At 53.0% G+C, this 25741-nt stretch carries 23 protein-coding genes; 17 read left to right on the plus strand and 6 right to left on the minus strand.

Going from position 1 to position 25741, the window contains the following annotated elements; all coding sequences use genetic code 11:
- Positions 1-9: 9 nt before the first annotated feature.
- Positions 10-978: a PDR/VanB family oxidoreductase gene (locus DTA24_RS12765; protein ID WP_123836859.1), complete on the minus strand. Its 969-nt coding sequence runs from the start codon at positions 976-978 to the stop codon at positions 10-12.
- Positions 979-1186: 208 nt separating this feature from the next.
- Here DTA24_RS12765 and DTA24_RS12775 point away from each other — a divergent pair, with 208 nt between their 5' ends.
- The 4 genes from DTA24_RS12775 (at position 1187) to DTA24_RS12790 (ending at position 5812) form a co-directional block, all read left to right on the plus strand.
- Positions 1187-2086, plus strand: a complete 900-nt coding sequence (locus DTA24_RS12775; protein WP_004202952.1) for a LysR family transcriptional regulator — start codon at positions 1187-1189, stop codon at positions 2084-2086.
- Between the two features lie 296 nt (positions 2087-2382).
- Entirely contained in the window at positions 2383-3372 is a 990-nt protein-coding gene (locus tag DTA24_RS12780; protein ID WP_012541484.1) for an ABC transporter substrate-binding protein, read from the plus strand.
- An 11-nt stretch (positions 3373-3383) separates the two neighbouring features.
- Complete coding sequence (locus DTA24_RS12785) at positions 3384-4802, plus strand: amidohydrolase family protein (RefSeq protein ID WP_123836860.1); 1419 nt, start codon at positions 3384-3386, stop codon at positions 4800-4802.
- A gap of 20 nt (positions 4803-4822) precedes the next feature.
- Positions 4823-5812 (plus strand): isopenicillin N synthase family dioxygenase, encoded by a 990-nt coding sequence (locus DTA24_RS12790; protein ID WP_123836861.1) that lies wholly within the window; start codon positions 4823-4825, stop codon positions 5810-5812.
- A 670-nt stretch (positions 5813-6482) separates the two neighbouring features.
- Here the strand turns inward: DTA24_RS12790 and DTA24_RS12800 are convergent.
- The gene (locus DTA24_RS12800; RefSeq protein WP_023340289.1) at positions 6483-7946 is read right to left on the minus strand and encodes an amino acid permease; all 1464 of its coding nucleotides are present in this window, start codon (positions 7944-7946) and stop codon (positions 6483-6485) included.
- 834 nt (positions 7947-8780) lie between these two features.
- On the opposite strand from DTA24_RS12800, the gene DTA24_RS12805 reads away from it, so the two are divergent.
- The 3 genes from DTA24_RS12805 (at position 8781) to DTA24_RS12815 (ending at position 12272) form a co-directional block, all read left to right on the plus strand.
- The gene (locus tag DTA24_RS12805; RefSeq protein WP_012968000.1) at positions 8781-10178 is read left to right on the plus strand and encodes an NAD(P)/FAD-dependent oxidoreductase; all 1398 of its coding nucleotides are present in this window, start codon (positions 8781-8783) and stop codon (positions 10176-10178) included.
- A complete protein-coding gene (locus DTA24_RS12810) occupies positions 10175-11392 on the plus strand; it encodes an NAD(P)/FAD-dependent oxidoreductase (protein WP_012968001.1) in 1218 nt (405 codons plus the stop codon). The genes DTA24_RS12805 and DTA24_RS12810 overlap by 4 nt, the downstream gene beginning before the upstream one ends.
- A 190-nt stretch (positions 11393-11582) precedes the next feature.
- Positions 11583-12272 (plus strand): class 1 fructose-bisphosphatase, encoded by a 690-nt coding sequence (locus DTA24_RS12815; RefSeq protein ID WP_227500912.1) that lies wholly within the window; start codon positions 11583-11585, stop codon positions 12270-12272.
- A 29-nt stretch (positions 12273-12301) separates the two neighbouring features.
- Here DTA24_RS12815 and DTA24_RS12820 read toward each other — a convergent pair whose 3' ends face one another.
- Genes DTA24_RS12820 through DTA24_RS12830 form a run of 3 tightly spaced genes read right to left on the minus strand, consistent with a single transcriptional unit; the run spans position 12302 to position 15426 of the window.
- Positions 12302-12658: a DUF1937 family protein gene (locus DTA24_RS12820; protein WP_012968002.1), complete on the minus strand. Its 357-nt coding sequence runs from the start codon at positions 12656-12658 to the stop codon at positions 12302-12304.
- A gap of 56 nt (positions 12659-12714) precedes the next feature.
- Positions 12715-13968 (minus strand): ethanolamine utilization protein EutH, encoded by a 1254-nt coding sequence (gene eutH, locus DTA24_RS12825; protein WP_012968003.1) that lies wholly within the window; start codon positions 13966-13968, stop codon positions 12715-12717.
- 12 nt (positions 13969-13980) lie between these two features.
- Positions 13981-15426 carry a glycerol kinase gene (locus tag DTA24_RS12830; protein WP_123836862.1) on the minus strand — a complete coding sequence of 482 codons (1446 nt, stop codon included), beginning with the start codon at positions 15424-15426 and terminating at the stop codon, positions 13981-13983.
- Between the two features lie 470 nt (positions 15427-15896).
- Here DTA24_RS12830 and DTA24_RS12835 point away from each other — a divergent pair, with 470 nt between their 5' ends.
- From DTA24_RS12835 to DTA24_RS12850, 4 genes are all read left to right on the plus strand, one after another.
- Entirely contained in the window at positions 15897-16661 is a 765-nt protein-coding gene (locus tag DTA24_RS12835) for a DeoR/GlpR family DNA-binding transcription regulator (RefSeq protein WP_012968005.1), read from the plus strand.
- 195 nt (positions 16662-16856) lie between these two features.
- Positions 16857-17147: a hypothetical protein gene (locus DTA24_RS12840; RefSeq protein WP_023340285.1), complete on the plus strand. Its 291-nt coding sequence runs from the start codon at positions 16857-16859 to the stop codon at positions 17145-17147.
- A 426-nt stretch (positions 17148-17573) separates the two neighbouring features.
- Positions 17574-18227, plus strand: a complete 654-nt coding sequence (locus tag DTA24_RS12845) for a LysE family translocator (RefSeq protein ID WP_023340284.1) — start codon at positions 17574-17576, stop codon at positions 18225-18227.
- A gap of 91 nt (positions 18228-18318) precedes the next feature.
- Positions 18319-19479, plus strand: a complete 1161-nt coding sequence (locus DTA24_RS12850; protein WP_023296974.1) for an IS30-like element ISCfr4 family transposase — start codon at positions 18319-18321, stop codon at positions 19477-19479.
- Between the two features lie 81 nt (positions 19480-19560).
- On the opposite strand, the gene DTA24_RS12855 is transcribed toward DTA24_RS12850, so the two are convergent.
- Complete coding sequence (locus DTA24_RS12855) at positions 19561-20472, minus strand: LysR family transcriptional regulator (RefSeq protein WP_123836863.1); 912 nt, start codon at positions 20470-20472, stop codon at positions 19561-19563.
- A 205-nt stretch (positions 20473-20677) separates the two neighbouring features.
- On the opposite strand from DTA24_RS12855, the gene DTA24_RS12860 reads away from it, so the two are divergent.
- The 6 genes from DTA24_RS12860 (at position 20678) to DTA24_RS12885 (ending at position 25687) form a co-directional block, all read left to right on the plus strand.
- Entirely contained in the window at positions 20678-21109 is a 432-nt protein-coding gene (locus DTA24_RS12860; protein ID WP_370517449.1) for a cupin domain-containing protein, read from the plus strand.
- Positions 21110-21121: 12 nt separating this feature from the next.
- A complete protein-coding gene (locus tag DTA24_RS12865; RefSeq protein ID WP_023340281.1) occupies positions 21122-21898 on the plus strand; it encodes a carboxymuconolactone decarboxylase family protein in 777 nt (258 codons plus the stop codon).
- Between the two features lie 22 nt (positions 21899-21920).
- Entirely contained in the window at positions 21921-22658 is a 738-nt protein-coding gene (locus tag DTA24_RS12870) for an SDR family oxidoreductase (protein ID WP_042947500.1), read from the plus strand.
- Positions 22659-22856: 198 nt separating this feature from the next.
- Positions 22857-24065, plus strand: a complete 1209-nt coding sequence (locus tag DTA24_RS12875) for an MFS transporter (RefSeq protein WP_012968011.1) — start codon at positions 22857-22859, stop codon at positions 24063-24065.
- A gap of 85 nt (positions 24066-24150) precedes the next feature.
- Complete coding sequence (locus tag DTA24_RS12880; protein ID WP_123836864.1) at positions 24151-25194, plus strand: alpha/beta hydrolase; 1044 nt, start codon at positions 24151-24153, stop codon at positions 25192-25194.
- A 64-nt stretch (positions 25195-25258) separates the two neighbouring features.
- Entirely contained in the window at positions 25259-25687 is a 429-nt protein-coding gene (locus tag DTA24_RS12885; RefSeq protein WP_012968013.1) for a cyclophilin-like fold protein, read from the plus strand.
- Positions 25688-25741: the final 54 nt, after the last annotated feature.

A 25741-nucleotide genomic window follows, 5' to 3' on the forward strand; every position in this document is an offset into this window, starting at 1 on the left:
TCAGTCTCCTCACAGATCCAAAACCAGAACCGGCGATTTCGCCCGCGAACAGCAGAGCGTGATCTGGTCGTTGCCCGCTTTCTCTTCCGCCGTCAGCACGCTGTCCCGGTGTTCGGGGATCCCGTCGAGGACCCCGGTAATACACGACCCGCACATTCCCTGTTCGCAGGAGAGCATCACCTCCACGCCGGCGTGCTGTAATACCTGAGCAATGGTTTGATCCGCGGCGACCTGCAGGCGCTGCCCGCTGGAGGCCAGTTCAATATAAAACGCATTTTTCGCCGCAGTATTATTTTCCGCCGCGGGAGTAAAACGCTCGAAGACGAATTGCGACGGCGACCAGCGATATTCCTCCATGACCGACTGCAGTCGCTGAATAAAACCCTCCGGGCCGCAGGCGACCACTGCGGTATCAGGATCGGGTGTGGTTAAGCAGGCGGGGATCCGCTGGCGAAACGACGCGCCTTCCTCGCTACAGTGGATCGCCACCGTGCCGCCCGCAGCCAGCTGGGTCAGGCGCGGGGAGAAGGCCGTCTGGCGCGCGCTGGCGACATAATAATGCAGCTCCAGTGCCCCCTTTCTGGCGGCAATCGCTTCAGCCATCGCCAGCAACGGCGTGATGCCGATACCGCCGGCAAACAGCAGGTAGCGCCCGGCCTCCGGCAGGGGAAAATGGTTACGCGGAGGCGAAATGGCGAGCCGATCGCCGGCTTTGAGCTGCTGGTGCATATAGCGTGAGCCGCCGGTGGAGGTGTCAGCCAGCCTGACGCAAACTTCATAGTCTTTGCCGCGGTCAGGCATGCCGCACAGGGAATACTGCCGGGGGCCAACGCCGGGAATAATAATATCGATATGCGCCCCGGCAGAGTAGGCCGGTAATATTTCCCCGGCCGCCGCCTGCAATATTAATGATAGATTTCCCTCTCCATTGGGGCGTATTTCCCGGACCGAGACCGAAATAAGATCGTGGCTGTGCATTACCGTTTACTCTCCCTCATTCCGCTGTCTGCAGGGCGGCCAGGGTCGGCGAAGAGATAACTCCCCCTTCGCGGTAAACTGTCCGGCGTGCAAGAAAATGGGTGAAACGATCGTTTCTCCGCTATGAATGCTACGGTATTGTGATAAAACTGTTGCGTCCAGAGCTTTGATTCGCACAACCCGTTGCAAAAAAGAGAGCACCCAAACCATGTTTGCCTTCTCCCGATTTCTGCTCTATTTCACCGAAGTGGCCCGTCAGGGATCGTTTCGTAAAGCGTCAGAGGCGCTGCATGTGTCGGCGTCTTCCATCGACCGCCAGATTTTGCGCGTGGAACAGGAGCTGGCGATGCCGCTCTTCGAGCGCCATCCCACCGGGCTGCGGCTGACCGCCGCCGGGGAGCTGCTCCTGCACGCGGCCAATAACTGGAAAAAGGACTTTACCCGGGTCTGCGAACAGCTGGATGACCTGCGCGGGTTGCGGCGGGGGCATGTGCGTATCGCTACCATCGATGCCATTAACCGGCATTTTTTTTCGACGATGCTCAAAGAGGTGCATAAACATTATCCCAACATCTCTTTTACATTGACCACCATCAACAATATCCACATTCAGCAGGCGCTGATCTCTGGCGAGGCGGATTTCGGCATCATGCTCAATCCCCAGACCTCCCGCGAACTGCAGGTGCGGGCGTTTGCCGAGATGAATATGGGTATCGTGGTGCCGACCGGCCATCCGCTGGCCAGCCGCAGCGCGGTGCGCTTTAGTCAGTGCATCGACTACCCGTTTATCCTGCCGTCCGCCCCGTTGATGATCAGCGAGCCGGTGGAGGCGCTGGTGAATATCAGCGGCAACGAGGTGAAGGAGGTGGCGGTGTCGAATAACATTCACATGATCCGCACCCTGATCAAAGAGCAGATGGGCATCGGCATCCTGTGCCGGCTGGATATTCTCGATGAGATCGAGTCAGGCCAGCTGGCGTTTGTACCGCTAACCGATCCGCAGCTTAAGCCTTTCACGCTGGCGCTGTGCGTCTCGCCCGCCCGCCAGCTTTCCCTCGCCGCCTCGATGATGTTGAACCAGCTGGAGATGCTCTTCAGTCAGCTGTGAGCGACCGGGCAGGCACTAAAATCATTCATTAGTGCACCATAATGGTGCGTTTTTTGTGTGCATGAATCAAAGGTTGCATGCCCGTGGGCGGCGGCGCAGGCGATTTATCGCGGCTGCTCGCGGGACAATCAAATCTGGCATTGTTTTTGTATAGCTGAGTGTGAGTAGAAGCGGTCAGTACGGGTTATCCATACGGGACATTGCTCAGTCACCATGTCGCGGTTCAATGTTGACCGGGATGGGAGGCTGAGCCGTGGTTTGCTCGCCCCTCTCCCGGCATGAAGAGGAGAGGGATAATGAAAAGTCGTGCACGCCTTCCCCGGGGCTTTCGCTGGCTGGGCCTGATGGCTCTCGGCGGTGTCTCGCTGGCCGTTCAGGCCGAGGAGAAAATCGTTCTGCTGACCTCCTGGTACGCTCAGGCTGAGCAGGGGGGTTATTATCAGGCCCAGGCCACTGGGCTGTACAAAAAATATGGTCTCGACGTCGAGATCCGCTCCGGCGGACCCCAGGTCAACGGCATGCAGTTGCTGTTGTCGAAGCGGGCCGATGTGATCATCGGCTACGATCTGCAACTGCTGGAAGGCATTCAGCGCGGCTTCCAGGCAAAGGCCATTGCCGCGCCCTTTCAGTACGATCCCCAGGGGCTGCTGACCCACGCCGATGTCACCTCCCTGCAGGGGCTGAAAGACAAAACGCTTCTGGTCTCCAGCTCCGGTCAGGCGACGTGGTGGCCGTGGCTGAAGGCGCAATACCAGCTGAGCGACGCTCAGGTTCGCCCCTATACCTTCAATATTCAACCCTTTGTCGTCGATGACGCTGTCGCCCAGCAGGCCTATGTCAGCTCCGAGGTGTTCCAGGTGCAGAAGGCCGGGGTGAAGGCGAACTTCTTCCTCTTTTCTGAGCATGGTTATCCCCCGTACGGCGGCATCCTTATCGCCCGCCCGGACACCATCGCCGAGCGGAAAGCGGCGATGGCGAAGTTCGTCCGCGCCTCAATGGAGGGTTGGGTGAGCTATCTCAAGGATCCGGCGCCGGGAAATGCGTTGATTAAGCAGGACAACCCGAAAATGACCGACGATCTGCTCGCCTGGGGCGTGACCCAGATCCGTGAGCATCACCTGATCGACGGCGGGGATGCCGCCAGCCAGGGCTGGGGGACGATGACCGACGCGCGCTGGCAGAAGACCCGCGACTTTATGGTCAGCGCCGGTCTGCTGGCGGCGGCCACCGACTGGAAACAGGCCTACACCACCGAATTTGTTCAGGCCATGCAGGTTAAACCCTGAGGAGCGACGCCATGTCATTAATGATTAAAAATGCCCATGCCATCCTCAGCGGTCTGCCCGGAGAGGCGGCGCGGCTGGCCGGGCCGGATATTCGCATCCGCGACGGCAAGATTGCCGCCATCGGCAGCCTGACGCCGCTGCCGGAAGAGCGACAGATCGATGCGCGCGACTGCGTGATCTATCCGGCATGGGTGAACACACACCACCATCTTTTTCAGTCGCTGCTGAAGGGCGAGCCGCAGGGGCTGAACCAGAGCCTGACGGCCTGGCTGAGCGCTACGCCGTACCGCTTTCGCGCGGCTTTCGATGAACATACCTTTCGTCTGGCGGTGCGCATCGGCCTGGTGGAGCTTCTGCGCTCGGGCTGCGCCAGCGTGGCGGATCACAACTACCTTTACTGGCCGGATATGCCTTTCGATACCTCGGAGATTGTCTTCAGCGAAGGGGAAGCGCTGGGGATGCGCATCGTTCTGTGCCGGGGTGGGGCGACCCAGGGTCGGGCGGTGGAACAGGATCTGCCTGTGGCGCTGCGTCCGGAAACCTTCGACGGCTATATGGCGGATATCGAACGGCTGGTCAGCCGCTATCACGACCCCCGGCCCGATTCTCTGCGCCGGGTGGTGATGGCGCCCACTACCGTCCTGCACTCCGCGCCGGGCGCCCAGCTGCGGGAGATGGCGAAGCTGGCCCGCAAGCTGGGGATCCGGTTGCACAGCCATTTATCGGAAACCGTCGATTATCTCGACGCCGCGCGGCAGAAATTCGCCATGACGCCGGTGCAGTTCTGCGCGGAGCACGACTGGCTGGGAAATGACGTGTGGTTTGCCCATCTGGTGAAGCTGCTGCCGGAGGAGATTGCCCTGCTGGGCCGCACCGGAACCGGCATCGCCCACTGCCCGCAAAGCAACGGCCGGCTGGGCAGCGGCATCGCCGATCTGCTGGCGCTGGAGCAGGCCGGGGTCCCGGTCTCGCTGGGGGTGGACGGCGCTGCCTCCAATGAAGCGGCGGATATGCAAAGCGAAGCCCATGCCGCATGGCTGCTACAGCGCGCGCGCAAGGGGATGCTGGCGCAGCCGCGCTACGCCGGGGGCACCTTCGAGGGGGGGGCCGATGCGGCCACGGTGGAGGATGTGGTGCGCTGGGGCAGCGCCGGCGGGGCGCAGATCCTTGGCTTAGCGCAGACCGGCACCCTGCAGGTTGGGATGCAGGCGGACCTCGCTATTTACCGGCTGGACGATCCGCGCTACTTCGGCCTGCATGATATGGCCATTGGGCCGGTGGCCTGCGGTGGGCGCGCCGCGCTGAAGGCGCTGCTGCTCAATGGCCGCCCCATCGTGGAAGACGACGCCATTCCCGGTCTCGACCTTGACGCAATGCGCCACGACGCGCTGGCGGCCGTCCGTACCCTCCAGCAGCGCGCCGCTGTTTAACTGATAACAGGATAATGACGATGAACGCAACCACCCAGAATCAACGCTACGCCTTACAGGAACTGGAAAAAGAGGCGCTGATGGGCGCCCAGGGCGAAGAGACCTTCGCCCGCGAAGTGCGCTGTATCGACCTGTCGAACTTTGCCGAAAGAAAAAATGACATTGCCGAACAACTGTGGGAGGCGGCGGTGGAGATCGGCTTCTTCCAGGTCAGCCACCACGGTATTCCGCTGGCGGATATCCGCCAGGCGTTCAGCATGACCGAGGCGTTTTTCGACCTGCCCGACGAGGTGAAGCGCCAGTATCCGCTGGCCGGCAACGCTGGCTGGGAGAGCAAGGCGCAGGTTCGGCCGTCGACCCGCACGCCGGATCAAAAAGAGTCGTATCAGATAACCCGGCCGTTGATGGCCGGGCGCTGGCCCAGCGACCGGGAGTTGCCAACATTCCAGCAGACGATGCTCGGGTTTGAATCGCAGTGCTGGCAACTGGGGATGAAGATCCTCTCCTGCTTTGCTTTGAAGCTCGGTTTTCCGGAATCGTTTTTCACCACCGCGCACGATCCGCAGCGTGACACCTATCAGAGCACCTTGCGCATGCTGCATTACTATGCAACCGAGCAGTCGCAGCAGGGGATGTGGCGGGCCGGCGCGCACACCGATTTTGACTGTCTGACGCTGCTGTTCCAGCGCCCCGGCCAGGGCGGCCTGCAGGTTTGTCCCGGTAAAGACCGCGAAAGCCAGCAGTGGACCAGCATTGAGCCGCGCGAGGAGGTGATCACCTGCAATATCGGCGATATGCTGATGCGCTGGAGCGACGACCAGCTGCCGTCTAACTTCCACCGGGTGAAAAATCCGCTGCCCCACGAATATCAGGGGCCGCGCTACAGCCTGGCGTTTTTCTGCCAGGCCAATAAAGATGTCGAGATCCTTGGGCCGCAGAGAAAGTACCCGCCCATCAGCGCCGAGGATTATCTGCAGCAGCGGATCCAGGCGAATTTCGCCAAAGGGTAAGATGCACTCTTGAATGGTATACCTGCCGCCGGCTTTCGCTGGCCGGGCGGCAGGATATCCGGCGCTGAGCTTTTCAGCTACCGTGTTAAGTTGCCTGGTGTCACTGAAATATCTGAAGAACATCCCCCTAAGCGTCAGCAGCAAGCTACCTTGGTTAAGGCCCTGAAAATCACGTCCTTTACGTCGTAAACGCCGTAAAGCCAGCTCACCGGGGTTAAAGGGATTACCTTAACTTCTTTATTGCTGTTAGTGGGTTAAGGCTAACCAGGGCAGGGGGGCCGAATTTATAGCTCGGTAACCGGCTACACCGGGCTTTCGGCGCCATGTGACTCCACAGACACATGTAACCTCATCTGGCACCTCCATGCCGCTGACGCGGCATTCTGAAGCTTCCCGATGCTGTAGGTTTTAACGTCTGCTTTGTGCCAAAACGGACATTCACGACCCTCAATGCGTCAGAGCAGTTTTCAAGACGAACAATAAAATCGCAGATGTTATTGAGACCGCCAGTAAAGCGGTGAACCGAACACGTCAAGGCAGACTCTGTGTGCACGGGCTTCAGTAAACCTAATATACGGGACTGACTTGTTTCGGGCATCGGGATACTCTTGACCCTGGGTGTAATAACAAAACCGTTCAGTGGGCGGGAGGTCCACACCTCCCTGATTTTTTATTCGTAACTTCCCAGCGGCGGCATTTTTTTGAGCTGCTTTCTGCGCCACAACCACACGGGAATGAAAACCAGCACGCCAGCCAGCATCAGGAAAAACACGTACTGCTGCGCCGTGCGGAAATCCGCCGGGATGATGAAAACGCACATTTCCACAATCAGCCACGCTACCGCCCCGATAATCACCGGCCACTCCCAGATACCCAGCATGAAATCGTCAGGATGGTGAACGTGCTGATGACGGGTGAAGATGTAGAGCAGGACGGTTCCGCTGTAGAGCAGTGCCGGAAAAAGCGTTGCCGCACCGAGCAGCTGCGTCAGCGCATCGGGATTCGAGTAGAAGCTCAGCACAATCAGGCCAGAGACCACGGCGGCCAGAATAGTCGCCCATAGCGGGCCGCCCGTCGGACGAGGCACATAGCTGAGCTTCTCAGAAAACGGCAAACGCCCGTCACGTGCCATCGCATGGATAAGACGGCTGTTACTGGTCAGGATTACTAGACCACAGGCAAAAATCGCAATGCATACCACAATCAGAATGATTTTGCTAAACGTCTCACCGAGTGTCATGCGAATAACATCAGCCACGGGCGCGGAACTTCTTGATAGTTCTTCAACGTGATCGCCCAGGCCGAGGCTGATGACGATAAGAAACAGCGTGCCCAGTACCCCACTTGCGAGCACGGCTTTAACCATAGCGCGTGGAACTACCTGCTTGGGGTTGCGAGTCTCCTCTGCCAGGTTTGCTGCTGACTCCCAGCCCACCAGGGTAAATGCACCCAGCAGGCCGGAGAGCATAAAGGGGCCCAGCCAGCCAAAGTAATGATCGCTGTGAATCAGACCGGTTGAGAGAAGATTGGAGGTGTTGCCTTTGCCAAAGAAAAAGACCGCCGCGCCAATCGCGACGATAAGCCCCAGAATGGCGACCACCTCTGCACCCACCGCAAGGTTATTGATTTTTGTTAGTACAGGCGTTGACCAGATAACAAGGATCGTCTGGACCAGAATTAAACAGCCCGTGGTGACTGCCCCGCCGGCAGCGGAATAATCCAGTCCGAAAAGCGGGAACAGAGCGACCTGAGCAAGCCCGTAGTCAACAGCAACGGTAACGATTGCGAGGAAGGCAAAGCTGGCCCAGCCGAACCACCATCCCAGCACCGGGTTCACCAGCCGGCTGGCCCACTGATAGCTGAAGCCAGAGAGCGGGATCTTACTGGCTAGCAGCCCGAATACCAGCGCCACCAGTAGCGTTCCTACGGTTACCACAGGCCAGGTCCAGATGCCAACAGGGCCACTGGAGGCGAGCATGCTGCCGTAGGTTGAAAACAGTCCGGTAGTAATGGAGATGAATGAAAACGCCACGGCAAAAGACTCGAATTTACCGAGCGTTCTTTCAAACTGTGAATGCGATGCTTCAGAACGTCCCTGATCTACTGTTCTGAGATCTTTATTTACGTCAGACATGATATGTCTCCTGCTGCTTACCAGTAAACGTGCCCTGTGCCGGAAGTGGTCAGAGTTTGCTTTTCTTAATGTTGCCTTGCTAACCGAAGTACTGAAATACAACGCTTAAACCACATTCAAACAACACGTCATTCACAACATTTTTATGCGATGTGGGACAGGTCATAATTCAGGTGTCCGGTGTTATAAGGACTGAGGAGATGTGATTTGAAGCCGATACTCGGCTATCAGCGCAGCTGAGTCCTCCTGTATCCAGGCGGAGATCAGCTCAAAGGTGCGCGCCAGCTCATTGACGGCGACAGACCTGGACGTGAGCGACATATAAACGAGTGAGAGCATAAGGGGGCTACCTCCCAACGCAGCGTATTTACCTGCTCGTCTTCCGGTCGGTGTTGACTGCAAGGTACTCATAAATCCTCCGGTCATAAATGTTTAATTAGTGTTGTTTATGTGTTGATTGGTGATCTTATTGATCACTTATTCAACACAAAAGCAACATTAATTGATCGTTACGTGATAGCTCTCATACTTTTTTCTTATTGAAGCGTTGACATTGTTAACAACCGCTATTGGCACAATTACACAGAAAAACCACATTCCTTTTTACAGGGGTATAACGCTGCAAGGGTGCAACGCTGGTTGAACTTTTTTGAGGTGATATCGCCGCTATTCCTTGAAAAAAGGAGACTTGATGGCCTTATGAAGGCTCAATCATGGCGTAAGAGCCAGATCACATTCATGTGGTTTTGATGTGGTAGGTGAGTTGTATTTGTGTTGAACGAGTGTGGTTTTTGTGATTAGATAATGCCAGAACCTGATACCGGAAAAATGTTAATGACACAGTTAAATGAGAATGTTGATGTGGTTGTTATCGGTGGTGGCGTCGTCGGATGTGCTGTTTTCCGGCGTTTCACCCTGATGGGAGCCAATGCGCTGCTGCTGGAAAAAGGTGGCGATATCCTTTCGGGCGCCAGTAAGGCAAACAGCGCCATCCTGCATACTGGATTTGATGCGCCTACCGGTAGTCTTGAGCTGAAATGTATGCAGGACGGCTATAAGGAGTACATGGAGATTCGCGATAAAATGAATCTGCCATTGCTCAAAACCACCGCTATTGTTGTTGCCTGGAATCAGGAACAGCTGGACGCTCTGCCGGGTATTGTCAGACAGGCACATGCTAATGGTGTGGCGGATGTCATTCAGATTTCAGAGAAAGAGGTTTATCACCGGGAACCCAATCTGGCTCCGGGGGCGCTCGGTGGTGTCTTTGTACCGGGCGAATACGTTATTGATCCATGGAGCTCACCCCTTGCCTACGTCACCCAGGCCGTGATGCATGGAGGCCGCTATGAATTCAACTGTCAGGTACTGAATGTACAGCTCGAGTCAGACGGCTGGGAGCTCACCACAAACAAAGGAACTGTGCGCACACGGCTCGTCATTAACTGCGCAGGAAACCACGGCGATCTCATCGATGGCATGTGGCGCACTCCTGAGTTTGAGATTCGTCCTCGTAAAGGTCAGTTCCTGGTTTACGACAAGGCCTCTGCATCGCAAATCAATGCCATTATTCTTCCGGTTCCTACGGCAACAACCAAAGGCGTGCTGCTGTGTAAAACGATCTTCGGCAATATGATCCTGGGGCCAACGGCTGAAGAGCAACAGGACCGTAATCGTGCGGACGTTGATGAAAGCATGATGAACGAACTGATTGATAAAGGGAGCAGAATGCTGCCTTCGCTGACTCATTATTCTGTCACCGCAACCTATGCCGGGCTGCGTCCTGCCACAGAGAAAAAAGAGTACCGCATTTTCCCTTATCCACAGGAAAAATGGATTACGGTGGGGGGAATTCGCTCAACGGGGTTAACGGCCGCGCTGGGGATTGCCCGTTACGTTGAGAGCCTGTACCGCGAACGGTTTCCGGTGCTCTTCGCACTCAATGAGCCACGCGAACTTCAGTGGCCTCATATGCCTATGCTGTCTGAGTATGAAACCCGTGATTTTGCCTGTCCGGGCAATGGCGGCATTGTCTGTCATTGCGAACTCGTTACGAGGCGCGAACTGGAAGCGGCTTTCGACTCTGCCGTACCTCCGGCATGCATTGGAGGGCTTCGTCGCCGCACGCGGGTAATGATGGGCCGTTGCAATGGATTCTTCTGCAGTAACAATGTCGCTGAAATCGTTGGTGACCGTCTTGATAACACCATTGTCGTCGGGAAAGTAGAATGAGCAGTCAGTATGAAGTCATTATTATTGGTGCCGGGCCGTCTGGTCTTGCCGCAGCCCGCTCTCTGCTTGAGCTGGGCATCAAAAATGTCCTGTTACTCGAACGTGAAAGTGAAGCGGGCGGCGTGCCGCGCCATTGTCGGCATCCAACCTTTGGTATTCAGACCTATTTTCGTCCGATGAATGGTCATAACTGGGCTGCACGTATTCTTAAACTCGTGCAGGGGAAATATGAAATCCGCACCAGTACGACCGTTGTGAATATCAAGCCCGGAGGAGAGCTGGAAGTTTCTTCCGATCGCGGGCTTGAGACGCTTCATGCCAAACGGGTCATTATTGCAACCGGTGTCCGTGAAACGCCGCGACACGCAAGACTGATCAGCGGTCAGAGGCCGCAGGGTGTACTGACGGCAGGTGCACTGCAGCAGTTTATCTATCTCAAAAAGCTGAAGCCAGGGATTCGCCCCGTCATTGTGGGTTCCGAACTTGTGAGTTTCTCCGCTATCTGGACGCTACGCAATGCGGGAATTAAAGCCCTTGCTTTGATTGACGAAAACAGCCGCCCCGTGGCGTTTAAACCCAGCGCGCTTTATGCCCGCCTGATGGGCGTGAAAGTGCATTTCGGATCCCACGTTACCAAAATCAACGGTAGCGAGCGTGTAGAAAGTATCGAATTTAAAGATGCCAGTGGTCAGGAACATCTGCTGACATGTGACAGCATCATCTTTACGGGACGCTTCACGGGTGAGTACACCCTAATCCGTAAAAGCCATTTGCAGTTCCAGCCGGAAACCGGGCGTCCCTTGTTTGATCAAAACGGCCGCTGTTCGGATCCGAGTTATTTTGCGGTGGGCAATATGACACATCCTGCAGATATGGGAGACCAGTGTTACCAGGAAGGGCAGCGCGTCGGCAGGTATGTGGCGCGTACGTTATCGGAGCAGGATATCCGGGCCTTTAAGGTCCCTGTGATCCTGGATGACGTATTCCGTATTGCTGCACCAAACGTGATTAGCTGTGGTAACAGCTATAAAGGAGAAGTTACCCTCAACGTGCGTGTTGAAAAAGCCCACACCGGCGAGATCGTTGTGACAGATGGCAGTCGTGAGCTTTATCGTAAAAAGCACCGTTGTATGCCCGAGCGACGCATATTACTCAAGCACATTGACGTGTCAGCCCTCACACCAGAGAGCATATTAAGCGTTAAAGCTGTTTAATATATTCTTTAAGTTCATTCTAAGGCGGCCAACAGTCCGCCTTTTTCCTGCCTGTGAGAAATCATAATGACGATTCCAGAATCGTGTTTATGGTGAGGCATGCTGTAAATCTAAGCCTGAACTGGCAGTACTTTTAAATGCACTTGTTCTTTCAGGAAAAGGCATTAACATCGAAATACGGCGGGCCGGACTGGCTGATCCGCTTGATGACTGGTCACATATTGATGTGAACGTGACGGTTGGAACGATATTTTCTGTCTATGAGAAGATCACCCCCATAGGTTCACCGGTGATAATCGATGATTTTACCCAGCATGGATGGGCTCAGGCCACCGCCGTATACATCATTTATGCCTCGTCCGCCATGCTTGTCTACATCACAAGTAAAGGCATGCACGTTTTTACCTACGTTCTGTCGTTAAGTGAGTTATTTCTGTGCCGTGATAAATTGCGGCTACCTTCGGCTGTAACGACCTGTTCGAACAATGAAGGGAACATGCGAAACTATTCGCAGGTAATAAAAAATTACGATGCAAACTGCCAGCAGGAAAATATTATAACCGGCAAGCCATTTTCTTCATGGTATATAGACTCGCGGGTGGCAGACTTCCATCGAAATCTGATCTTCGGTGGAATTTATATTTATCCAGAAAGCCGTATTTACAATCAGGGAAAGCTGCGACTGATGTATGAATGTAAGCTAATGGGATTTATTGCTGAAAAGGCATCAGCCAGAGCGACTAACAGCCTGTTATCAGTACTTGATATTGTTCCGGACAAACTGCATCAGCGCAGTCCATTTTATATTGGCTCTTCTGAACTGATTAAAAAACCACACATAAACCTGGTCAGCACCCGTAATTCATCATATTACCTCTAATAAAAAAGGCGCTTGCGCGCCATTTTTATTTACTGGAACTCTTTCTCAACTTCTGACCACAGGGTGACACGCTGGTTGCGTCCTTTATAGAACTCAATCTCGCGCTGAATACCGGCACTTTTATCCCATCCCTCTAAATCAAGGATGATCAGCTCTTCCATTGCATCCAGAAAGACAGTATCAATGGGCGCCCACATCTTACCGATGTTAGCTTTTTCCGTTTTCTCAAGCACCAGGTTGATCGGGTGTGACATCGTGACCTGACTGAACACAGCATTGCCTGATTCAGCGATTTTAGCGGCCACTTTGTTACAGGCCAGATAGCGCTCATGGACCACGTTCTCATCTGCATGGCTGTATGGGCAGGCCAGGAAAATTTTACGCATAATTACCTCATGGTGTGACAAATTAATACGGCTATACTGGCCGCATCGGTGAAAGTTTATTGCGTCAGCTGCGCAGCAACTGAGGGGTTTTCAGAGGCACTCTGTGGGTTTTCATGCTCATCCCGTTTTTCCATTCGCTGTGCTTCAGGAACAGAGATGAATATGGCAATGACGACGGCAATCGCCCCGGCTAAAAATTTGCCGACCATAATCGGAAGAACCAGGGTGGGCTGGAAGTTAGCAGTAAATGCCAGATGATCGCCCAGCGTAGCCTGTGCGCAGATACCAAAAGCTACGCACAGCACTTTGTCACGCGCACGCATATCCTTGAAGAGATGGAACACAGCAATGATATTCGCAAGCACCATGACGATGCCTAATGCCCCGGCATCGGTCAGTTTCAGTTTCGCACCAATATATTTCATCGGGCGCTGACAGTATTTCTGAAACAGATAACAAACTGGAAACGTACCGGCAAGCATAATGCCGATATAGCCGGCGATCTCAATAGCACGGATCAGCTCTTTCTCATCGGCAAACAGCGAGTCAAATACCCAGCCGCCAAATATTTTTGTAAAAATACCGGTAAAGTGCTGGACGATACATGCAGCCAGCACCAGTTTGATGAACGCATCCATCACTTTTCCGAATAACAAAAAGCCTGCCACCATGAGTTCAGTGCGGTATTTAAGCCCCAGCGCCAGAACAAAGCAGAATACAAAGAGGGGAGCCAGTAAATGCAGGGCATTAATAAAGTCAATGCTAAGGTAGTGATTAGCAGGCGACGACGTAGAAATAATATCACGCACAGGAATATTATTAAGCGTGATAATCATCAGAGAGATCAATACGCCAAAAGGAATGCTGATTAATCCTGCCATTGCACCGAGCGCAAGATACTTGTGATCCTTTTTCTGCAGCATAATCAGGCCAACAGGTATCAGATACACGATACTGGCTCCGGATGTGTACCCGATAAGCATCGCGGTGATCCACTGATCACGATTAGACGCGATGACATCGGCCAGCTGATACCCACCCATATCCACCGCAATGACAGAAAGCGCTGCAATGGATACGTCCGACCCCATGGATTCAAACAATGGCCCTATGGTATGCGTAATAGCATAAGAAATTATCGGGATAGCTGCCATTATCCCTGCCTGCGCCAGAAATACCGGCCCGATGGAATGGATACCATTAACAAACTCTTTGCCCAGTCCACTTTCGGGGCGCACGACTGAGGCCATGGCACCGATTAAGGTGCCAGACATAATGATATATATAATAATATTACCGATCTCAGACATGGTAGCCTCTTTTTATTCTTCGTTTCGCAGGTTACGGGAGCGGGAAATAATGTCCTGATACTTTTCTAAGTAGGGTTTGAAATCTTTATTCTTTGGTTCTGTGACTGAGTGCTGGTTCCTGATTTTAAGCGGATGTGTATTTCCGAGTCCTTTACGGGCGAGCAATGCAACTCCCTGCGCCGTAATCTCACGGTTTGAAGGCGATACAATTGTTTTCTGAATAAGCGTTGCCAGAAACTGCTTGAAGTATTCGTTGGATGACAGCCCACCATCCACGGAAATGGTGTCGCCAATCGGGCGAACCTTATCCATGGCGTTGATAACTTCCGCTGATCGAACCGCAATCCCCTCGAGAATTGACTGCAGCATGTCCTTGCGCTCGGTTTCCAGTGACAGGCCGGCCCACAAACCCGCGGCAGAGCGATCCCAGTGCGGACAGCCAAGGCCCGACAGAGCAGGCACGAAAGCCAGACCGCGCGCGATGGCAGGTTCATCGGGGAAGTCTGAGAACTCTTCAAGCTCAGTAAACATACCAATCTTGCCCGCCCAGTTTATGGCAGACGCTGCGTTATAAACACCGCCATCGAGGCCATAAAGTGGCTTTTCTCCCGCTAACTTCCAGCACAGCGTTGGCAGAAGGCCTGAACCCGCAGCATCCGGTACTTCTGAGCCGGTAATTGACTGCAGGAAAGCACCGGTGCCGAAGGTAATTTTCATTTGCCCGGGCTCAAGGCAGCCATGGCCGTATGTCCCGGCAAACTGGTCAACGATGCAGGCTGTTAGCGGCGTACTGTTACCTTCATAGCGGACGTCACCAAAGTGGCTGGTGTTATGGCGCACTTCCGGCAGCGTTTCAATAGGTACACCGAAAATCCGGCAAAGCTCTTCATCCCACTGGAGCGTATGAATATTGAAAAGTGAAGTACGTGACGCGGAGTTAAAGTCGGTTGCATGCACTCCACACAGATGGAACATGAAGAACGCATCCATGGTTCCCAGCCGCAGGGTTCCGCGGCGATGCAGCTCCTGCGCGCCGGTCACATTACGCATGATCCAGCCCATTTTACTGGCTGAAAAATAGGTATCTAAAGGCAAACCAGAGCGAGCCCGAACGAACTCCTCCACACCGTCTGCGCGTAGTTTACGGATAGTGCCTTCTGTACGCTGATCCTGCCAGATGATGGCGTTACAGATAGGAAGCCCGCTCTGCGCATCCCAGGCGACGATACTTTCGCCCTGATGAGCCAGGCCGATAGCATCCACCACGCCGCAATGGCTGAGGCAGTTGCGGATGTTGCGCAAAATTTCCATTGGATCATGCTCAACCCACCCCGGGTTGGGTGTTAACTGTTTGTGCGCGATAGCCGCGGGTGAAAAGTATTTTCCATCTTCGCTGAACACGACAACGCGCGTTCCGGTCGTTCCCTGGTCAATAGCTGCATAGCGTTGGTTAAGCATAAAACCTCAATAGCTGGATGTTACTTATGTGTTGCTAATGTTGTTCTTTCCACCATTTAGCATCACATACACACATATAATCAACATGAATGTCACATTACTCCACATAACCGTGACGTGCTTCATACTTTTTTCCAATGATCGTGTGGTTATCCATTAAGTGGCGCGCGTGAGGCTTTTACTACGCAAAATAGCTTCAGTTTTCCTGTGAGCAGACTCGTGGCTGGCTCATGACGCGGGTCCCTGTCGGTTATTTAGGATGGCAATGGAAGTAGAAAGGTTATTCAAAATGCGAAGGAAGAGGTGAAAAACCACATAAAAACAACATCGATGTTTTGTCATATGCGTATGTCTGTTATTTTGGGTTAAGGCGGTACGCGCAGCAGCTTTACCTTAGCTGATGTAGCAGATGCATTTGTGCAGAGTCTCATTGCGCGTACTATCTCCACAAACAGTCATCGGAATCAAAAATGGATCATTCGAACGGTTCTGAAAGAAGAAATATTATCCTTGAAAAGCTCAGGGAGGACGGTCAGGTTTTTGTGAACGATCTGGCAGAGTTCTTCAATGTATCGCAGGAAACCATCAGGCGTGATTTTAACAAGCTTGAAGAGATGAGATACATCAAGAAAGTGCATGGCGGTGCGGTGAGTGCCCAGTTCGGCTTCGAGCTTGAATTCAAGGAGCGTGCAAAACTTGCGGAAGATGAGAAAAAAGCCATTGCTGAAAAAGCTGCACAGCTCGTAAAGCCCGGAGATTCGCTTTTTATCGATTTTGGCACCACGACAATGGAGTTTGCCCGTCAGATCAGTGGTATAAATGACCTGACCGTGATTACCAACTCTCCCGTGATAGCCAATCTCTTTCACGATAATGCCACCACGCAACTTATCCTTATTGGGGGACAGTTCGGTTCGTCTAAGATGGAATGCGTGGGTCCGATAGCGCTTCAGTCAATCAGCGCATTTTATGCCGACTATGCGTTTATCGGGGCAGGTGCGGTAAGCCCTGACGCTGGGGTGATGGATCAGAGCCTCGATGAGGCGGCGATCGCACGGCAGATGATTAAGCAAAGCAACCAGACTGTCGTGTTAGCTGACGGACATAAAATTAATAACCGAGCCACATCGCTGGTTGCCGGATGGAAAGACATTGCCTGGCTTGTGACAACAGATCCGGAAAAAAAGCTAAAAAATCTGAGCTTCCCTAAATCACTTAATCTTTTAATCGCTTAGCATATATTTAAATGCAGCCGATGTACTACATCGGCTGGCGACAGGCTGATTCTCGTAAATTCGGCATTTTTATTTCGCACACCGGGATTATAAGCAGCGGTTGTGGTTTCCTGACTGTGTATTTATCCATGTGATTTGCAGCGTTGATGTTAAGGATTAATTCCATTTTTCGCTTATTACAGGCAGAGGATACTGATGCGCCAAATGTTCCTGCGATGCAACAAACTGGTAGTTCACCACTCAGGAAAATACGAGGCTAATGAGGCGGGGCGTTCCAGTTTGTTTTGTACGGCTCTGGATGCTGAGTTTTATGTGAAGCGTGAAGGTGAGCAAATTGCCTTCTCTCTCACCTGTACCAAAATAGATGAGGCTGAAGAGCCGAAGCTCCGGACGTACAGTCTGCAGCCGGAAAAACTTTTTATCGACGAAGAAGGTGAGACAATCCATTCCCTGACAGTGCAGGACGTAGCCCGGAACATTGATTAGCATGCTCCACATTTATCCCGAATCTGAGTGAAAACCATGCCACTCTGTGGGTACTTCTCCATAGTCTGGCTGCTTGTGTCCATGCATTACGCCGCGATGACATGAAGGCACAAGGCACATAAAAGTCAACAAAAATTAAGTTGCTGGCTGGCCAGGATTGAAAGCTACAGAATGGTATCAAGCAGCGATGAAGAGATAACAATTATCTGCTGCCGGAAAAGTCAGGAAGAAAGTGAGGTGGTGTGAGGAAGCGGTAGCGGGCCTGACGTTAGGACTCACTTATGCAAACGTCTGCTTTATGCTGTGAGTTCAATGGGTCGATGCAACGCTATCCTTAATCAAGGGGGAACGTTGCAGTACATTTCGCTTTCGGCTCGAATCCGGCTGAGGTAATGTAGCGGAAATATTTATCCGGACGCAACCTAGATGCCTTCCATCGAAACGTTTATCACTTTTCTTCTCGCGCTGACGCTTCTGGAGATTTCTCCGGGGCCAGACATGATGCTGACTATCGCCCGAGGAGTCGGCCAGGGAAGACGTATTGCACTGCTTACGGTACTGGGTAATGTCTTTGTAGCGGGTTTTGTGCAGGTTTCTTTTCTTGTCCTGGGGCTGGTAACCGTTGTTCATGCCTGGCCGGTGGCGCTGGATTTGCTAAGGTGTGTTGGCGCGGCTTATCTGATGTGGCTGGGTGTAAAAATGATTGCGACTTCAGGCACAGATACGCGGCTGCGAAAAACTGCCAAAATTTCTGACTGGAGTGCCGTTAAGGAAGGCGCCCTGAACAGCCTGACCAACCCAAAATCCCTGCTGTTCATGTTCGCTTTTCTTCCTCAGTTTGTCGATCCTGCCGCGGGTCCTGTCTGGCTGCAATTGCTTGTTCTGGGTAGTATCCAGAAGCTGGCAGGAATTATTTCCCTGGGGTCAGTCGCGATGGCGTCAGGGACATTTGGAAACTGGCTAAGTAAACACCCAGGCTTTATCAAATGGCAGGAACGATTTACAGGCGTTGTCATGATAGGCCTCGGTATCCGCATGTTGTTTAGCGGGTCTGGTGTCGTATCGAAACCTTCCAGTTAAGTTTTACCGAAAGGGTAAAGCCACTGTCCGCTCTTCGCTGTGAGTTCAACGGGTCGATGCAACGCTATCCTTAATCAAGGGGGACGTTGTCATGAAACGAAGAACTCGGATTAACTACACGCCAGAGCAGAAGGCAATTATCTGGGACAGATATAAGCAAGGTGATTCTCTACATGATATCGCCAGAATGTTCGACAGATATCATTCTTCCATTATGCCCACTATCCACCAGACAGGCGGCTATCGTCCTCCCGTGCGAAAACGGCACCGATTAGCGCTTTCGCTTGATGAAAGAGAGGAGATATCCAGAGGGCTGGTAGCAAAACTCAGTATCAGGGATATCGCCGCCAAATTATCAAGAGCGCCCTCAACGATTAGCCGCGAGGTCAGGAGGCACGGTGGTGCAAAACAATACCGTGCAGCAAAAGCCGATGCTACTGCGTGGGAAAATGCACTGAGACCAAAACCTTGCAAGCTAATTGAAAGCCCCGCATTGTGTAAAATCATTGCAGAGAAGATGCATCAGGACTGGTCGCCGGAACAGATCGCCGGTTGGCTGAAACGCTGTTATCCGGATAATCAGGAAATGCATGTGTCACACGAAACGATTTATAAAACGCTTTTTATACAAACCCGGGGAGCATTAAAAAAAGAGCTGCAGCAATGCCTCAGAAGCGGAAGAGCAGTGCGTAGATCCAGAACGTCATCGCTTAAAGGGAAAGGATTAGGGTCAATCCCGAACACGATACCTATCAGCGAAAGGCCACCAGAGGCGGCTGACAGAGCCATCCCAGGTCACTGGGAAGGTGACTTGATTCAGGGCTCGAAAAACTCCTATATCATCACCCTCGTAGAACGTCATTCTCGTTTTGTTATGCTGGCGAAGATCAGAGACAACAAGACCATAACGGTTATATCTGCACTCATCAGACAAGCCCGGGAATTACCTGCTGAGCTTTATAAAACATTAACTTGGGATCGTGGCGCTGAAATGACCAGCCACACACGATTTACTATAGCGACAGACATTCAGATTTATTTTTGTGATCCTCAATCTCCCTGGCAACGTGGCTCAAATGAAAATACGAACAGATTGCTCAGACAATATTTTCCAAAAGGAACTGACTTATCGGTTCACAGCCAGCAAAGACTTAACAGTGTTGCCAGACAGCTCAACGAAAGGCCGAGAAAAACGCTAGACTATGAATCACCCGCAGAACGGTTCAATCAATGTGTTGCATCCATCGGTTGAACTCACAGCTCAAAGCAGACTTTCATCCTGGTCAGATTGTCAGCGACGTGCCAAGAGCGGACCTTCATTTATCAGGAAAGATTAACTCTGATGATTCTCGCGTGTTGAATAGCGAAGTTCATCAACTAGCAGGCTAAATGCCGGGGTGGGTTGTCGGTGGCCTGGATAGTAAAGGTGATATCCAGAGTAAGGTTCACACCAATCCTCAAGCACGCGAACAAGATCCCCTGATGCTATATAGGGTTCAAGCTGTCCTTCTGGTAGATAGGCTAGCCCTCGACCTTCAAGCGCCGCTTTCAGTATCATGCTCCCCGTATTGAAAACCAGTTGACCATCAACTCGCACATTCAGCTCTCGCCCGTCCTTTTCAAACTCCCACGCATAGAGTCCTCCATGCCCGGAAAGGCGCAGGTTTATACAACAGTGTTCTATCAATTCCTGCGGAGTAATGGGCACATGCCTGTTACTGAAATAATCTGGAGATCCCGCCACTGTCATCCGCATATCTGGCGCAATACGAACGGCAATCATGTCTTTGGCAATAGTTTCTCCGGGACGTACACCGGCATCAAAACGATCTCTTACGATGTCAGTCAGCCCATAATCTGTAAGAATTTCGACTTTAATATCGGGGTATTTTTTAACGAGACGCGACACTGCTGGCCAGAGTATTGACTCTGCTGCATATTCTGTTGCGGTAAGGCGTATTGTACCGGCTGGCTTATCACGTAATTCACTCAGCACCATTAACTGCCGCTGAATATCCTCTATCTGAGGTCCGACTGAAGCGAGTAAACGTTCCCCAGCTTCAGTTGGGACAACTCTTCTGGTCGTTCGGTTAAGCAACCGGATCCCGAGTTGTGCTTCCAGAACACGAACAGTCTGACTGAGCGCTGACTGTGAAACACCCAGACGTTTTGCCGCTCGCGTGAAATTCTGTTCCTTAGCCACCACCATAAATGCAGCAAGGGCATTCAGATTATCATCAGCCATTTAGAGGTTCTCCTTATAATTTCAATCTCATTTTACCATCTAATCACTTAATGCGTCCTCAGATATACTTTCTTCGTTCACTAAATAACCATTCCTCCCGACAAAAGGCGTTTTCATTTGCAGGGAATTTATGTAATCCGCTACGCCATTTAGCCGAAAGTAACCAGCGAGGTGAAATATGAAAGCGATTATTGCTGCAGCCGCTATGTCTGTACTGGGTGCCACCCAGGTTTTTGCCGAAAGTATTGAAATCCGTCGTAACGGGCAGACCCCTTCTGTCGTCGGCAAGGCCGATAACTTCTCGGGGCATGCGGTTGTCAGCCCGTTATTGCCGCCAAACGAGTCCACGCGTGCCAGTCTGGGTCAGGTGGATTTCGCCCCGGGTGCGCGCACGGCCTGGCATACCCATCCCGCCGGGCAGCTGCTGATCGTTACGGCAGGCAAAGGCTGGATTCAGGAAGAAGGTAAGGCTCGTCAGGATATAGCCCCCGGGGATGTCGTCTGGATCCCTGCGACCGTTCGCCACTGGCATGGCGCCACGGCGACGTCCCCCATGAGCCATCTGGCCATGACGTATATGGTGGACGGTAAGAACGTGGACTGGCAGGAGCCCGTCTCCGACGAACAGTATCAGTAATCCGGAGGTCAGATGAAAACTTCGACGGCAGTTGCGCTGGCGCTTTCTCTCGGATCCGCTGGCGCCATTGCAGAAACGGGGGCACAGCGGGGCCCGCTGTCAGACACCGACATAGAGGCAGTATCTCCCGCACTCGGACGCTATGCGAGCACCAGGCTGGCAGGAGACCTCTGGAAAAGAAACGACTTGTCGCCACGCGATCGCAGCCTCGTTACCGTTGCAGCGGTTATTGCCCGGAATCAGACCGTACTTTTACCGGAGCAGCTGGAACTAGCGCTGAAAAACGGTGTTAAGCCGGATGAGCTTTCCGAAACCATCACGCAGCTGGCGTTCTATGCCGGCTGGGGCAATGCCATTGCGGCCGCAGCGGTAACGAAAGAGATATTCCTGCAAAAAGGAATTAACGCTGAACAGCTTCCTCGCGCGGAGGAGGCGCTGCTGCCAATCGATGAAAAAGCTGAAGTAGCTCGCGCTGCACGCGTGGAACAGAGCATCGGTAGCGCGGCGCCGGGGCTTGTCAGCGACACCACCGACGTGCTTTTCCGGGAATTGTGGCTGCGTCCCGGGCTTGCACCACGGGACAGAAGTCTGGTGACCCTGTCTGCCCTGATTGCAAACGGGCAGGTACAGCAAATCCCGCCGCACCTTAACCGGGCAATGGATAACGGCCTGACCCGGCAGCAGGCTTCGGGCGCACTGAGTCATCTTGCGTATTATACCGGGTGGCCCAATGCTTTCTCAGCTGCGCCGGTTTTTAAAACGGTGTTTGAGCAGCGTGAATCAAAATAATCACCCTTTACAGGAGGATTGTATGTCTCAGGGTATTGAAAACAAAATTATCGTCATCACCGGTGCCAGCAGCGGCCTGGGAGCAGAAACAGCCCGACACCTGACGAGGCTGGGTGCAAAGGTGGTCCTGGGTGCTCGTCGTATGGAGAAGCTGGAGCAACTTGCCGGCGAACTGGGCCTGGATGCCCGAGCCATACTGCGCACCGACGTGACAGACCGCGCACAGGTTCAGACCCTTGTTGACCGGGCGGTAGAGTTGCACGGCCGTATTGACGTCATTATTAATAACGCCGGCTTAATGCCGAGTTCCATGCTCGACAAGCTGAAAGTGGACGAATGGGACCGGATGATCGACGTGAATATTAAGGGTGTACTTTACGGTATTGCCGCCACGTTGCCGTATATGAAAGCGCAGAAGTCCGGACAGTTTATCAATGTATCGTCCGTAGCCGGACACAAGGTGGGACCCGGCGGTGCTGTATATGCAGGGACGAAATGGGCCGTCCGGGCTATTTCAGAAGGCCTGCGTCAGGAAGTGAAGCCCTGGAATATTCGCACAACTATTGTTTCTCCCGGCGCGGTAGATACCGAACTGACTAAAACCATCACCGACGAAGATATTGCGAAAGGTATGTCGAAAACCTACGAGAATGCGATCCCGGCAGAGGCTTTTGCGCGGGTTGTTGCATTTGCTATCAGCCAGCCTGACGACGTGGATGTTAACGAAATACTTTTCCGGCCGACCGTGCAGGTTTATTAAACCATCAACAGGCGGGTAGCTGACGCCTGCCTTATTTCCGGATGGTTTATATCATCCGGAAATAAAAAGAGCGGCATCAATTAACGCTTCTTTGTAGACAGGAAATTCAAACCGGAATTTTCTGCGGGCCACAGCGTGCCCTATAAATGAAATACGTAAACGACATTCTGTTTATTAAAAGGTAAGGGGCTGATTTGTATGCCTGTAAAACATTCTCACACAATCTCCGGTGCCGGTGTCGTCTCAGCGCTGATGCCGGTAATGGCTGCGGTACTGGTCGGCTTTATTATTATCGGTGTGGCACTTCCTGTCCTGCCGCTGCATGTCAAAAATGACCTGGGCTTCGGGACGTTTATCGTGGGCCTGGTCGCCGGGGCTCAGTTTGCTGCATCGCTTATTTCCCGGGTGTGGTCCGGGAGCTATTCGGACAGGCGCGGTGCCAAAAAGGGCGTAGTAGTCGGCCTTATCGCAGCTGCCGTATCAGGGCTACTGTACCAGGTGTCGCTCTGGCTGGTCAGTATTCCTGTCGTGTCGGTGAGCGTGCTGCTTGCTGGACGCGCGATCCTGGGCGGTGCGGAAAGCTTCGTCATTACCGGTGCTGTGGCATGGGGTCTGGCTCTGGTGGATAAAGAGCACGCAGGTAAGGTTATCGCCTGGGTGGGCACCGCGATGTTTGCCGCTATGGCTCTCGGCGGACCGGTGGGGACGCTGTTATTTGATGCTTTCGGCTTTGAGGCGATCGCACTGCTGACGTTCCTGCTTCCGCTACTGGTACTAGCGTATCTCGCCCGTATGCCCGCCGTGCCGCCTCATCCCCATGCCGCACAAGCATCCTTTGGCTCCGTCATGCACGCGGTCTGGTTACCCGGACTGGGCGCAGCACTGGCGAGCACGGGCTACTGCGCCATCCTGGCCTTCAGCTCACTGTATTACAGCACCATGAACTGGCAGCCCGTCTGGATGGCATTCACCGCCTTTGGCGTCGCGCTGATTGTTGCCCGTACCGTTGCGGGCCATCTGCCAGATCGCTTTGGTGGCGCTCGTATTGCGCTGATATTTGTGCTTGTCCAGGCCGCCGGTCTGTTCCTTATTTGGCTTGCCGGTACGTCCCTGATTGCGACGGTCGGAGCCGCGTTGGCCGGTTTTGGCTACTCGCTGGTTTATCCGGGCCTCGGTATTGAAGCCATCAATGGTTCAACGCCCCAGAACCGCGGCATGGTGATGGGGATCTACACAGCATTTCTTGACGTGGCGATGGCGATCGGCAGTCCTGCGCTCGGCTGGGTAGGAGGACATCTTGGGCTGAACGCGATATTTCTGGCCGGCGCGCTGGCAGTGCTGTCAACCGCTGTGGTGGCATTCCTGCTGTTAAAACACGCGGGCCAGAGTAAACAAAATCCGGCCTGAATAGGTCCTGCAGTCCGGAGGTTTATTGTTCTCCGGATTGTTCACTCCGTTTGTCTTAACACCGCTTTTTAATTCAGGAGGTAATATGAAATTGCATTCAAAAGGGAAATTAAAAACCCTGGCTGCGCTGGCGATACTTAGCGTCGCTCTGGGTATGGGAGCAAACACAGTCGTCGCGGCGGATATGTCTCACGGTGCGGATAATTTCTATAAAAGCGATAAAGTGAAGACTGAAACCGTTAAATTCAAAAATATTTACGGTATGGAAGTTACCGGCACGTTATTTACTCCCCGCAATATGGAAGCCGGTAAAAAATATGACGCCCTTATTGTCGGTCATCCTTTTGCTGCAGTAAGACAGCAGGCTGCTGACCTCTACGCAACCAAAATGGCGGAGGCCGGTTTTGTTGCGCTGTCCTTCGACCAGTCTTTCTGGGGTGAGAGTGCGGGTACGCCGCGTGGTGCCGTGCTGCCTGATGTTTATGCAGAAAACTTCAGCGCCGCAGTTGATTTCCTCGGAACGCGCGCATTTGTGGACCGTGAAAAAATTGGCGTGATAGGTATCTGCGGTAGCGGCGGCTTTGCCATCGCCGCGACAAAAATGGATCCCCGCATCAGGGCGCTCGCCACCGTCAGCATGTACGACATGGGCGAATATTTTCGTACCGGTCTGAACCATGAGCGGACCGTGGAAATGAGAAACAAGGACCTGGCGATTGCAGCAGAACAACGCTACAAAACTGCTGAAACCGGGCAACCCGTTTATGGTCCCGGGCAAAACGATCCGGTGTTCATCGAAGGTAAAGAGTCCAATGACTTTTATCAGACGGAGCGCGGTAAGGTGGCATCCAACGATCGCCGCTCAACACCGGCGACCTATGCGAAATTCATGAACTTCCATCCGTTTATCGATATCGAGTCCATTTCACCGCGACCAATACTCTTTGTCGTGGGTGATGCTGCACCATCCCGCACCTATACCGATACAGCTTACAAAATGGCCGCAGAGCCGAAGGAGCTTGTGGAGATTAAGGGCGCTAACCGTATCGACCTGTATGACCGCACTGAACTCATCCCGTGGGACAAGCTGGTCTCATTTTTTAACACCAATCTGAAATCAGATAAATAATGTTTCTGAACGGCACTATTGCAGTGCCGTTATTCCTGAAAATATAAAAATAACGGAGAGTTTTATGTTCAAACCAGTCATGCTTGCTCTGGCCTCCCTAACGGCGGTGTCATTTTCATCTTTGGGTGCCGAGGCCGAAGGTATTCGGGTCAAGATCACCGCAGGTGACCAGGTGATGACGGCAACGTTTTATGACAATGCCACCACCCGGGCGCTGGTCTCTCGCTTTCCGCTGACGCTGCCCATGGAAGATCTTTACGGACGCGAAATGTGCTACCGGTTCCCGGATGCCCTGCCTGCAAACGAAACGCAGACCAGCGGTTATGAAGTGGGCGATGTTGTTTACTGGGCTCCCCGCCACAGCTTCGTCATCATGTACGAACAGAACAATGAACGGATAGGTAACCTTCAGAAAGTGGGTCGTATCCACTCTGGAGTTGGGATTTTCAGGCATACGGGTAATATCGATGTGACATTTGAAATGGCACATTGAGCTGCCATTCAATTCCGATAATTTAACGCAGCGGCATGAGTTGTCTTCATTGAG

The sequence above is a fragment of the Klebsiella sp. P1CD1 genome, from assembly GCF_003790505.1.
In the GTDB taxonomy this organism is placed as follows: domain Bacteria; phylum Pseudomonadota; class Gammaproteobacteria; order Enterobacterales; family Enterobacteriaceae; genus Klebsiella; species Klebsiella variicola.